Consider the following 11,784-nt stretch of genomic DNA (forward strand, 5'->3'; position numbering starts at 1 on the left):
GCGGGGACAGCGCCTAGCTTCACCCACTGTAGGGCCGGCTTTGAAGGCCAGAGGCCCGGTCGCCCTCAGCCAGCCCACGCCGATCTACTGGCTCCGTGAAGCACGCTGAACGGCAAGATTATTTTCCGGGCTAGACCCTGAATAGAAAAATCGCGTATCTGTAACGAAACATATACGAGGCAAAGTTCGTGATCATTCGTTTGTCAATAATTCCAAGTCTGATCAGCAGCTTATTGCTAGCAGCTTGCGCAACGACCGGCGGACCAAATTACGCCCTAAACCCGACATTTGGCGGGCGCATCATCAGCGATGAAATAGCCACCGAGGAACGTGTCGGGATCATAGCTGGTGGTGAGCATAATGCGTCATTATCCGTGCGGAGCGATTGCGGTGGCTTTATTGCTAGCGCCCCTGATTATCGGCTGGACTATCAATATCGAGGGGGCCCTTTAAGAATTCAAGTAGATTCATCGGGAAGCACAAGCCTTTTGATTAATGATCCTTATGGCGTCTGGCACTGTGATGATAACAAGGGTAATGGCCCGATGCCTGAGGTTTTATTTGATTTACCACCTCAAGGCCAATATGATATTTGGGTTGGCTCGTACAACACAAATCTATTTATTAATGCCGATTTAGTTTTTATAGCCGGATCTAATGCTGATCGATCACAGACCGGACGTCCGTCAGACACGCAGCGCGCTCCCATTAATTTCGATGGCGGAGGTAACGCCTCTGATGTCGCAATTGTCGATGCTCGTCCTTCCGGAACAGGCTTTTTTATTAGCTCAGATGGGTACCTTGTAACAAGCGAGCACGTTATCCGAGGCCGCAGTCGAATTTTCGGGCGAGTTAATAATGTATTGGTCGAAGGGCGTGTCGTTTTGACCGACGCGGCTAATGACATTGCACTCGTGAAGTTCAATCTGTCATCACAAGCTCTTAGCCTCTCAAGCTCCAGAAGCGTTCGTCGGGGAGAAGATGTTTTCACACTCGGATACCCGTTGTCCTCGATTCAGGGGTCGACGCAGAGAGCGGCATTTGGTCGCGTGAACGCGACTTCAGGACTGGGTGATGACCATCGATTTTTACAGATTGATGCGCCTGTACATCCCGGCAATTCGGGAGGCCCAGTGATAGGCCCAAGCGGTGATGTCATTGGTATTGTGACCTCACGTTTGAACGCGTTGGCCGTTCTCTCGGCAACAGGTTCGCTCCCTGAGAACGTCAGTTATGCGATTAAGTCTGACTACCTGATTGCCATGCTACCGATTGAAGTGCAGCTATCGAACATCAGCACTTCTGGCGACCTTAGCGAAATGGTGTCTATGGCTAGTCCTTCTGTCATTCAAATATTTACATATTAGCAAGGCTGTGCCGTTCTGGTCCTGCTATTCCAGAACCGCCTGGCGGGTCAACTCGGTGCCTTTGTCCATTGCGAGGGTGTTGACGTGACCCCCATCTTTCATCCAGCCGAAGCGAGAGTCCGGGGGTGATTTGATCCTTGGTTGATCGGGGTTGCAAGAGGCCGGGGCGCGGAGCCTTGGCGTAGCGCAGCGCCCCGGCCGGCGGTGGAGAGCTGGCGACGATATTCAGCAGGCGTCATCCAGCTGAGTTTTGAGTGAGGGCGATCCTCGTTGTAGTCGCGGCGCCAGCCGCTCAGGACGGCGCGGGCATGCGGGAGTGAGTCGAAGAGGGTCTCGTTGAGCAGCTCGTCCCTGAGCCTGCCGTTGAAGCTCTCCACGAAGCCGTTCTGCATGGGCTTGCCCGGCGCGATGTAGTGCCAGCCCACGCCAGAACGGTCGGCCCAGGACAGGATGGCGTTCGAGGTGAACTCGGTCCCATTGTCGCTGACGATCGTTCCCGGCTTGCCACGTTCGGCGATGAGCACATCCAGTTCACGGGCCACACGCCGCCCTGAGAGCGAGGTGTCGGCGATCAGGCACAGGTTCTCGCGCGTGCAGTCGTCGACCACCGCCAGCATCCTGAACCGGCGCCCGTCGGTGAGCTGATCAGACACGAAGTCGAGGCTCCACCGCTCGTTCGGCCGCACCGGCGCCTCGATGGGCCGCCGTGTTCCCAGCGCCCTTTTCCGCCCGCCGCGCCTGCGCACCATGAGCTTCTCTTCACGGTAGATCCTCTGGACCCGCTTGCGATTGACCTCATGGCCCTCGCGGCGAAGCAGCACGTGAAGCCGCCGATAGCCGAACCGCCGGCGCTCCTGGGCGAGCGCCTTCAGCCGGTCGCGCAGCTCAGCATCATCCCCGCGCTTGGGCGCATAGCGGATCGAGGTCCGGTCGCTTCCGATCACGCGGCACGCCCGCCGCTCGCTCATCTCGAAGGCCGTTCGCAGATGCGTCACGGCCTCGCGTCGAGCCGCGGGCGTCACCACTTTTTTCCCAGAAGATCCTTCAGCGCGGTGTTGTCCAACATCGCATCAGCGAGCATGCGCTTCAGCTTGTTGTTCTCGTCCTCGAGCGCCTTCAGCCGCTTGGCCTCAGACACGCCCATCCCGGCGAACCTGGCCTTCCACTTGTAAAACGTGGCCGTACTGACGCCGTGACGGCGACACACCTCCGCAGTCGGTGCTCCCGCCTCCTGCTCGCGCAGGATCGCAATGATCTGTTCTTCGCTAAATCGTGACCGTTTCATCGTTCGTCCCTTCCTTGGGCCGAACTCTACCCTTCCGTGGAGGAATTTCAGGGGGTCACGTCAGCGGCGTCATCAAGCCAGCAACCGGAGTATGAAGCTCTTTGGCTTCAGCTCACAAAACCGGGTCTTGTAAGCCATGCCGGACTGGATGGGACCGAAGTGCTGGAGCTGCGCTCCTTCATCGCAGAGCCAGCGCGCGGTGTCGACGTGCATCAGGTTGCCGACACCAAGGGCCGCCACTTCCTCGACATAGCTGGTCTGCTGGCCCCTGTATAAACCGCCGATCAAGCCGCCAAAGCAGAAGCCGACATCACGTTCATCCTCTCGCGCGAAGATGATGCGGGCCTGATTGTGCAGGGCGTAGCGGTGGAGCAGCGCCCCATAAAACTCCTGCACCGCGATCAGTCCCGACCGACATTTTCCCTTCCAGCTCATGCGCTCGACAGAGAGCATTCTGGCGTAGGCGTCGTTCGCTTCATCCTGTGTCGTCGGCGCACAGCGCTCGAACGTCAGTCCTGCGGCCTCTGCTTGCAACGTCGTTCGCCTCAGGCTCCGCCGAAACCCGGCGGTTCGCCTCGAGCGCCAGCCTTCAATGCCACCATCAAGCGATGCAGCAGCGTGACTGAAGTGCTCCCGCCAGGAACACGGATCGAACCGCCTTGTCAGAGCCCTGGGCGGCTTACCTTCAGGCAAACCGCTCACCTCGATAGAGATGGGAACATCCGGCAGGCGCTGGCGAAGATCGCTCACCGTCTCATCGAAGAGCTCCACGCCCGCTTCTCCGAGCAACGGGCTGGCGAACTTCCAGTGGGCCTCCCAAGCCTCGAGCTTAAGTGCCTTGCCGATGCGGCTCAGCGAGAACGCGATCTGCCCCTGCGGCGTTTGACGGAAGATGACCGGGTTCACTCGCCTGCGCGAGGCACCCAGCGCACTGATCTGCCAGGCAGAGCCGCCTGAGGACGCATCCGGCAGGTCTTCCCGCGCGGCCATGCCATCCCATTGGACAAGAGCTTCATCGGGCAGGTCGGTGTCCTCAGGGGATCGATAGACATGCGGCGCGTCCAAGAGGCCCGACGGCCACCCATTGAGCGTTGGCGACCCACAGTCACGCGCAGGTTCTGTCATGGCGGTTCAGAGCTCCCCATCTTTGCTCCGTAAGGAGCCGCATCGCTTGTCCACCGCTGCCAGGAGAGGCCGGTTGGAGGGACGCAGGGTCCGCTCTTGATGCAGAACGATGTTAGCCCAGGAAGGCTCTCGTACTCAAGCGAGCAGATACTGCCTGCGCAGACGCCTCTGCCCTTGACGCGAACCGCTATGAAAGTGTTAACGGCCTGCCAATTGATAAGGACATGCTAAGCTTTTGCGGCTCCGCTGCGCGAGGAAATCATCGCCGGGCGGCCTGACCCCAACACGCGCGCGCACGCGCGTTAGGACTGTAATAATTCAGACCCTCGGGCCGCCGAACCGCGCGAGGAGCACCGGATCTGTCCCCCCGTAATACGGCGCCACCTCGCCCCTCTGACGGCGCGCCTCATTGGCAAGAAGCCTCATGAGGAGCGCGTCGCGATAGGCTTGGCGCACCTTTACCCAGCCCTCAGCCGTCTTCGGTCCAGTGCTGAGCCCACCATGCATCCGGCAGCGAGCCCTGCCCTTCACGACCGGCGCCTGGCATGGCGCGCCCTTTCGGGTACGGGCACCGCAGCGATTGGACAGGGTCATTTCGGCGACGCCTTCGATGTTGGCGCAACCATTCCAGTGTGGCAAATATGCATCACAAGCCCGCGCGCCCTCAGCACCTCCTCGGCCCGCCATGCCCGCGACGCGCCCCAGCGCAGCGCAAGCGACGCGGCCCCGTAGGTTGTCGGCCCGTGTGTTTGGATATGCGCCAGCAGAGCCGCCGCGTCCGGGTCCAGCCCATCAGCGCGAATAGGGACGGATGCCGTTCCACCCTCTCCGGACAAAACCGACTTAACTGACAAAACTGGCTCCGGCTGCGGTTTTGTCAGTTTTGTCCCGCCCTCAGTCGCCGTCAGCGCGGCGCGCAGCCATCGGGTCATCGCTTGGCCTCATGGATTGTCGGGTTCACCAGAAAGAGCTTTTGCGGCCGACCGCCTTGCGGACTTGCGGGCGGTTCAACCTCGCGGATGCAGTCGCCTTCAACTAGCAACAACAGCGCGGGGTCGAGATCAGCTTTTCGCCCGAGCCCTTCGCGGTCGAGCCGCATCACCTCACGCGACGTGAATTCTTGCCAGCCATGTTCGCGTATGATGCCCACCAGCCGCCGTGCTGCGCGCTCGGCCTTGGGCGTCGCCGCGTCCGCATAAGCCCGCCGCGCCATTGGCAAAAGGTAAGCCTCCACCAAATGAGCCGCCCGGCCAAAGTGAGCCGCCGATATGTCTCGCGGTTCGTTCGCGCCATCAGCCGCCCAGTCGAGACAGGCGAGCACCAGCCCCAGCCGCGCCGCGAGCCCCGGCAGTTTGCCCACAAAGGAAAGCATCAGCCCCTCGGCCTCGCTTTCCCATCCTCGCACCGCCACGCGAAACTCATCCAGCAGGGCGCGCGCCTCATCCGTGAAAGGCACAAACCACGGGCGGGCCCCTCCATCTTCACCCGCAACAAGCTCCAGCGTCAGCAGGCGCGCCAGAGCGTTTTGCATCAGCGTCTCATCAGCCCAGGCACGCGGGCGTCGAACGGGCGCAAGGTTCGGCCAAATGGGTAGAAAGCGCGCCAGCAGCCCATCATCATCAGACTTGAAAAGCAGAGTTTTCAGGCGGTCGGGTTGGATGCCACCCAGAACGCCAATGGTCAGGCGGTCAATGGTCAGAGGCTCGCGCCCCATCCGCTCCACTGTGTAGCCCCTGCCTCCGAATGCCTCTAGCCAGAACGGACGGTCAGAGCCCCCGCCAGAATAGCGCGACATGCCCTCCAGCCACCCGGCCAGTTCATCGCGCATTTGCAGCGTTCCGCGCGGCTGGGCTGCGAGGATCGCGCCGAGGCGCTCAATTGTACTGTCATTCACCACCAGCCGGGGAATATGCGGGGGCGGTCCAGCGTCGCAGCCTTTCGGCCTTTCCGGGGGCGTCTCGCCGGCGTCGATTGCCGCCTTCACCGCCTTCTTCCACGTGAATTCAGCCAGCTTGGCGATTTCGGCCTTTTCGCGCCATGCCGCCATCAGGGTTTGCGCCGCCTCACGCATTGGGCGCTCCGCCTCGCGCAAAGGCGTCACCGCTGCATCAATCGCGGGGGATTTACCCGCGCTGGGCAGTCCTACGCACATCGCCCAGATCACAGGCGGTTCAGCCCAGCCCTTCCAAGGTGAAGCCCAGCGCGCATTGCCAATGGTCGCACCCGCAACGGCCAGCAGAGCCGCGAACACATAGTCCGCAGGCGCGCCCTTGGATTCAGCCGCATCGGCCACCCATTGTGCTAGGCGCGGCCCCAGCACGTCATCCAGCGGCAGATGCGGGGCCGGTGGCAGAACGGTCCTCAAAAGGCGCACATCAGGGTCAGCCCATGTCGAGGTGAACGGTACTTCGGTCAGCCTAGGCGCGGTCATGCGAGCACCGCCTTTCCGTTCAAGATGTCATTGAAGTCCGCACCGTCGCCAGGGTCCGCAATCGTTACGGCCCAGCCCTGCGCGTGCGCGCGCTCGGCCAGAGCGTGAGCCGCAGTGCGTCCGGGGGTGTCACCGTCGCACGCGATTGTCAGGCGGCCCGGCTGTATAGGAAGGCGCAGGGCGCGAAGGCCTGACGTTGAAAGCCCAGCCCACATCGCCGTAGGGGCGTCCAGAAGCCCGCACAGCAGCGACAGGGCGCTTTCGAGGCCCTCTGCCACCACCAGCCGCCCATGCCCCTCAGCGAGCCGCACAGCGCCCCCAGAGCACCGGCCCAGCATCGCCTTCGCGGGGTCAATGTCCGCCTTGCCCGAGCCGTCCGGGCGGATCCACGTCCGATGGATCGCGAAGCCCTCGCCGCCCTCCACAAGCGCCACCATCGCAGGCCAGCAGCGGTCGCTGGGCGCGTGCCAGCAGTCAGGATGAAACCGAAGAGACAGGGGCAGCGGACAGGTGATGCCGCGCGAGCGCAAATAGGTTTCCGCCAGCGTGCCCTCAATCGGCTGGGCTTTCCACCAGAGCCGCCACGCTGCTTCGGACTTGCGCTGGGTATCGGCTCTCGTCTCAACCTCACGTCGCGCTGCCTCAGCTAGGTCCGGGGGCGTGAAGCTCTTGGCCCGCAATCCAGCCGCCGCGAGAATGTCCGCGAAGCCGCAGCTCGATTTCTTGCAATCCAGCAGCAGCCCGGCCCGGCCATCGGCCAGCACCAGGGCGCGCTGGTCCCGGCGCCGTTCGGGTTGACATACCGGGCACGCCGCGACGCCATACCGGCCAGCCCAGCGCCCGCCGAGCGCAGCGGTCAATTCCTGTGCGCCGGTGGTCGTCCAGTTCGGGCTCATTGTGCGCGCTCGCGGCTTGCGAGCCACGCCTCCACATCGGAACGGCGCCAGCCGACTGCGCGTTCGCCGAGCTTGATCGGTGCCGGAAACTTACCGGCTTTGACGTGCTCATAGAGCCAGGTCTGGCCCATGCCGATGAGCGCCAATACGCGCGGCTTTCGAAGAATTTCGTATGACATTGTTTGTGCCTTTCTGCGTCCAATTGGGGTCGCAGTGACACATTCGGTGATGCTGATCAGGGGCGCATGGAGCGGAAATTATTTAGTTTTCGCCCCACAAGTCGCGGTCAGCCTGGGCAATGGCTCTGCTAACCTCCACCCAGATTTTTTTCACGCGGTCGAAGGAGGTTGGCTTTAGTTCGAGATTGCTGAGCGCTTGGGCGACCGCATCGCAAGCGCTGGTCTCTTCACTGGCTTCATTACGTGTGGCCGTCATGCCAAGGCGTTCGACGAGCTCCTGGACGGCGTCCCAAATCGCGACCCGCAGCCCTGTGTCGGAAGGACGCCCCTGCCTTTTGGTCGGACGAGGATGGCTGCCCCGTAGGTAATCTGCGATCCATCTGCGAATGATCTCTGGCAGCGGCGCATCCATCTCCGTGTTTTCGGCGAGCACCTTCAGCACTGCCAGGTGATCTGCCTCACTACGGTCTGAAAGCTCCAAAAGTTTGTCCGGCGCGGTCTTGAAGTAGTGCCGGTATATGAACAGCTCAGCGACGGAGATGTCGCGGCTCAGGCTGGCCGATATGATTTCTTGAGCGCGCTTTACCGCTTCATCAAAGTCGCCATCCCAACTCTGTCTCGCCCCCATCAAGAACGCTCTGGTATCTGATAGGTGTGGAGGTGGTTGGCCCATGCCTCCATCATGGCGCGTCTGCGCTCAATCAAATCGCTTCGCTGGTAGGCCCGCTCCACCTCGCTATCACGCGCATGGGCCAGTGCAATTTCCGCCATATCGGACGTATAGCCCTGTTCGGCAGCCCATTGGCGGAATGTCGAACGCAGGCCGTGAGGAACCGCAGGACGCTTGTTCTCGGGGTCGAGATACCCTACCCCTCCCGCTTTCACGTCTGCCTCCTGCAGCCGCCGCATGACGGCGCTGATGGCCATGTCGGAAAGCGCTCCCCCTCTTGGCGCGAAAAACACAAACGGAGAGCCCTCCAGCCGGGGCAGCTTCTCAAGCAAGGCCACCGCTTGCGCTGGCAGGGGCACGCGATGGGTCTTACCCATTTTCATGCGCGCCGCCGGTATTGTCCAAATCGCCTCGCCGCCCTCGGTCGAGAGCTCATCCCATGTCATGCCCCGCACCTCGCCAGAGCGCGCCGCTGTAAGGGCCAGAAACTCCAGCGCCCGCGCCGCCATCCCGTCGCGCTTGGACAGGGCGGCCCACCAGCGCGCCACGTCGCGAAGGGCCAGCGCAGGCTGGTTTCCAGTGTCGGCCACCTTGGAGGGCTTGGGCAATAGCTGGTCCAGATTGCCGCGCCAGCGCGCCGGGTTGTCGCCCTCGCGGTGTCCCGCCACGGTGGCCCACGCCAGCACCTGCTCGATACGTCCGCGCAGCCGCGAGGCGGTTTCCGTCTTGCTGGTCCAGATGGGCTCGAGGACGCGCAGCACGTCGGCCACCGCGATAGCGCGCACCGGCATGGAGCCCAGCGCCGGGCGGGCGTAGTTGTCGAGTGTCGAGCGCCATTGCTTCTTGTGCTTTTCGTTTTTGAACTCATCCAGCTTGGAGGCCAGGTACTTGTCCACCGCATCGCAAAAGGTGAGAATGTCTCGCGCACGCCTACGCTCTGCCAGCGGGTCGCCGCCATGGTACGCTATGCGCTTGTTCTCCAGAGCGGTCTCACGCGCCTGCGCCAGTGTCACGAGCGGCCAGCCGCCCAGCCCCAACTCCCGGCGCTTGCCGTGAATGGTGACACGTTGGATCCAGAAGCGCGTCCCGTTGGGGTCCACGCGTAGAAGAAGGCCGGTCCCGGTGCGGTCATGATACTTGCCCGGCCCGGCGGTTTTCACCTTGGCTACCGTGAGGCGACCACCTTTCGCTTCCGTAGCCATACCCCCAATCCTTCCCCCTTTTGATCTCGGATTGTACCGTATCAGGGCGAGGCGTAACGGACAAGAAAATTCAATAGGATATTGTTTTAAAAGTTGTTTTGCGTTCCTTCGCGATTGCAAGCGAACCACACTCTGGCGGCCATCGTCTCCGCCACAAACCATATCGTGGCCTTGAAGCACGCTGGACCGTATCAGGTCCCGCGCCGGTTGATCATCTGCATCGCCAGATAAAGCACCGCGCCCGCCACGAGGAAGGCGGCGGTGATGGCGATGGAGCGCAGGGGTACCTGGCTCAGCAGCACCAAAGAGCCGAGGACCGCCAGAACGGGAATGGTCCAGCCCAGCGGCAGGCGCATGGGGCTGGCTGTTTCGGCCGGCATCGCCCTCACCCGCGGCATGGCCAGGATGCAGCCCACATAGATGATCACGCGCACGAACGCGCTCATCGCTGCCAGCGCAAAGAAATCGCCGACGATCGCCAGAATGGCCGCCAGTACCGCGAAGAAGGCGATGGAGTTGACCGGCACATGGGTGCGCGGATCGACCTTGCCGAACCAGTCCGGGAGCGTCTTTTCCAGCGCCAGCGCATAGGTCAGGCGCGGCGTGGTCACCACAGTGCCGGTGGCGTTGCCGCCCACGGAGACGATCACGCCCAGCGTGATGAAAAGCGCGCCGGCGGGGCCGAACAGGATCGACCCGGCATCCACCAGGGCGCGCTGGGAATTGGCGAGATCGGGCACCACTGCCACGCATACGATCTGGATGACCACATAGAGCAAGGCCACGACGGCCAGGGCGCTGAACAGGCCCAGCGGCATGGCCCGACCCGGCTCGCGCGTCTCGCCGGCCGGGATCACCGCCGATTCCCAACCCACAAAGGCGTAGATGACCAGCAGGATCGCCGCGCTCCATTGCGCGCTTTCAGGAAAGCCCAGCGAACTGTCCGGGAAGAGCGACGGGTCGATGTGGAACAGGCCCACCATCGCGATGGCCAGCAGCGGCAGGAATTTGAGAATGGTCAGCAGACCCATGGCGCGCATGGCCGACCGGGCCCCGGCCATGTTGATGCCTGCCAGAGCCGCGATGATGGCGAGGATCGCGAGGATGCGCAAAGGCCCGTCGCCAAGCGCCGGTACGAAGAAGGCGATGGAGGCGACCATCAGGTTCACGTTGGCGGCAAACGCCGTGATGCGGGTGGCGTAGACGGCCAGGCCCGTCTCGAACCCGGCGAACCGGCCAAAGGCGGTGCGCATGTAGAGCACCGGACCGCCCGTGGAGCTGAACCGGCTGGCGAGCTCGGCATAACAGGCCACGATCAGGCCAAGCAGAACCGCGCAGACCACATAGACCAGCGGGCTCCACAGGCCCATCAGCGCCGCTGCGCCGCCGGGCACGGCGAAAATCCCCGCCCCGATCATGCCGTTCACGGCCAGAAGCCAGATACCCCGCGCCGTGATCTGCCGCTGCAGCTGTTCTTCACCCGCCATGCCCGCCCCCTCACATTGTCAGGGGCTCAGACTTGTCTGCTGCGCGGCGATAGGCAAGCCCGGCGGGTGACGCGCGCCTTCAGCGCCGGATGAGACGCAGCAGCAGGAGCAGGATAATCGCGCCGATGGTGGCATGAATTATGGACCCCACAATCCCGGCGCCGATGGCGATCCCCAGTTGCGGCAGCAGCAGGCCGGCCAGCAGAGCGCCGACGATACCCACCACGATATTGCCGGCCAGGCCGAAGCCGTAGCCCTTCACGATAACCCCGGCCAGCCAGCCGGCGATGGCACCGACCAGCAGGATGATGAGAATGCTTTCAAGCGTCATATCGGGTCCTTTCAAGGACAGGGCCCCGGACAATCGTCTGCCCGTCACCGGTCCGGGAGACGCGGCGGCGGGAGGCGCAGACCCGGACGGGCTCGCGGCGATTGAACAGAATTCAGGGTGCCGAATCCGCACCTGCGAACAGTGGTGTTCCTTCGGGCGGATCGAAATATTTTATAACACGTGCCACGGGCTATTGATAGGGACAATACAAATCAATGCTCCCAACTCTTTTTGCCACGAGAAATCCAGTTTGCGTTTCAACGCTGTCGGTCCGCGTCTGGACGCAGAGAACCAGTCATCCGCTCACACGCAGGCTTGCGCCCAGACAAATCCCGGCTTGCACGCGCAGACCGGAGACTTCACCCTCATCAGCTTCCAGGGGCATGCAGCATGCGCCGTCAAGAGAAGGAGACGTCAGATGGTCCGGTCCGTGATCCTGATGGCCATGCTGGCCTTTGCGGCCGTGGCGGGCGTGGCCCATGGCCAGCACACGCCAACCCAGCCCGGTGCCCAGATACAGGCTGTCCAGCCCCCGCCACGTGCCATTACGCATCGCGTGTCTTTCCTGGCGCCCCGGCAGATTGCCTGCGTGACCCCGGCGAACATCAATGTCGCCGCGCCCAGCTGCGCGCCGGAAGGGAGTGCCTACTGCCCGGCGCGGGTGGAGTGGCGTCTGCCCGGGCGGGCGCAGGTGCAATCGTGCGCGGCGCGCTGCGAACTGCAGACGCCTCCTGCGGGCCGGTTTGCGGCGGGTGGCGAGCCGCGCTGCGACTGCACAGTGGCGATGTCTGACTGCCGTTAGTAACGGCAA

11 protein-coding genes and 1 riboswitch are annotated in these 11,784 nt (G+C 62.8%); of the genes, 2 read left to right on the top strand and 9 right to left on the bottom strand.

What is annotated here, in order from left to right:
• Nucleotides 1-188: 188 nt before the first annotated feature.
• Nucleotides 189-1,367 carry a trypsin-like peptidase domain-containing protein gene (locus tag L2D00_03895; protein ID WBQ13831.1) on the top strand — a complete coding sequence of 393 codons (1,179 nt, stop codon included), beginning with the start codon at nt 189-191 and terminating at the stop codon, nt 1,365-1,367.
• Nucleotides 1,368-1,465: 98 nt separating this feature from the next.
• On the opposite strand, the gene L2D00_03900 is transcribed toward L2D00_03895, so the two are convergent.
• From L2D00_03900 to L2D00_03940, 9 genes are all read right to left on the bottom strand, one after another.
• Nucleotides 1,466-2,652, bottom strand: a protein-coding gene (locus L2D00_03900) for an IS3 family transposase (GenBank protein ID WBQ13832.1) whose coding sequence is annotated in 2 segments (ribosomal slippage) — nt 1,466-2,400 and nt 2,400-2,652 — 1,188 coding nt in all. Because the reading frame shifts where the segments join, the coding sequence is not laid out codon by codon here.
• A gap of 72 nt (nt 2,653-2,724) precedes the next feature.
• Nucleotides 2,725-3,777 carry a GNAT family N-acetyltransferase gene (locus L2D00_03905; GenBank protein ID WBQ13833.1) on the bottom strand — a complete coding sequence of 351 codons (1,053 nt, stop codon included), beginning with the start codon at nt 3,775-3,777 and terminating at the stop codon, nt 2,725-2,727.
• An 8-nt stretch (nt 3,778-3,785) separates the two neighbouring features.
• Nucleotides 3,786-3,885, bottom strand: a riboswitch (SAM riboswitch).
• An 820-nt stretch (nt 3,886-4,705) separates the two neighbouring features.
• Nucleotides 4,706-6,208: a DUF3987 domain-containing protein gene (locus L2D00_03910; GenBank protein WBQ13834.1), complete on the bottom strand. Its 1,503-nt coding sequence runs from the start codon at nt 6,206-6,208 to the stop codon at nt 4,706-4,708.
• Complete coding sequence (locus tag L2D00_03915) at nt 6,205-7,104, bottom strand: toprim domain-containing protein (protein WBQ13835.1); 900 nt, start codon at nt 7,102-7,104, stop codon at nt 6,205-6,207. The genes L2D00_03910 and L2D00_03915 overlap by 4 nt, the downstream gene beginning before the upstream one ends.
• Nucleotides 7,101-7,283, bottom strand: coding sequence for an AlpA family phage regulatory protein (locus tag L2D00_03920; GenBank protein WBQ13836.1), 183 nt, complete (start codon nt 7,281-7,283; stop codon nt 7,101-7,103). The genes L2D00_03915 and L2D00_03920 overlap by 4 nt, the downstream gene beginning before the upstream one ends.
• 82 nt (nt 7,284-7,365) lie before the next feature.
• Nucleotides 7,366-7,911: a hypothetical protein gene (locus L2D00_03925; GenBank protein ID WBQ13837.1), complete on the bottom strand. Its 546-nt coding sequence runs from the start codon at nt 7,909-7,911 to the stop codon at nt 7,366-7,368.
• Nucleotides 7,911-9,155, bottom strand: a complete 1,245-nt coding sequence (locus tag L2D00_03930) for a tyrosine-type recombinase/integrase (GenBank protein WBQ13838.1) — start codon at nt 9,153-9,155, stop codon at nt 7,911-7,913. Before L2D00_03930 ends, L2D00_03925 begins: the two co-directional genes overlap by 1 nt.
• Before the next feature lie 191 nt (nt 9,156-9,346).
• Nucleotides 9,347-10,642, bottom strand: a complete 1,296-nt coding sequence (locus L2D00_03935; GenBank protein ID WBQ13839.1) for an APC family permease — start codon at nt 10,640-10,642, stop codon at nt 9,347-9,349.
• A gap of 79 nt (nt 10,643-10,721) precedes the next feature.
• On the bottom strand, nt 10,722-10,973 hold the full coding sequence (locus tag L2D00_03940) for a GlsB/YeaQ/YmgE family stress response membrane protein (GenBank protein WBQ13840.1): 252 nt from the start codon (nt 10,971-10,973) through the stop codon (nt 10,722-10,724).
• 418 nt (nt 10,974-11,391) lie between these two features.
• On the opposite strand from L2D00_03940, the gene L2D00_03945 reads away from it, so the two are divergent.
• On the top strand, nt 11,392-11,775 hold the full coding sequence (locus L2D00_03945; GenBank protein WBQ13841.1) for a hypothetical protein: 384 nt from the start codon (nt 11,392-11,394) through the stop codon (nt 11,773-11,775).
• Nucleotides 11,776-11,784: the final 9 nt, after the last annotated feature.

The organism is Hyphomonadaceae bacterium BL14, from assembly GCA_027627705.1.
In the GTDB taxonomy this organism is placed as follows: Bacteria; Pseudomonadota; Alphaproteobacteria; order Caulobacterales; family Maricaulaceae; genus Oceanicaulis.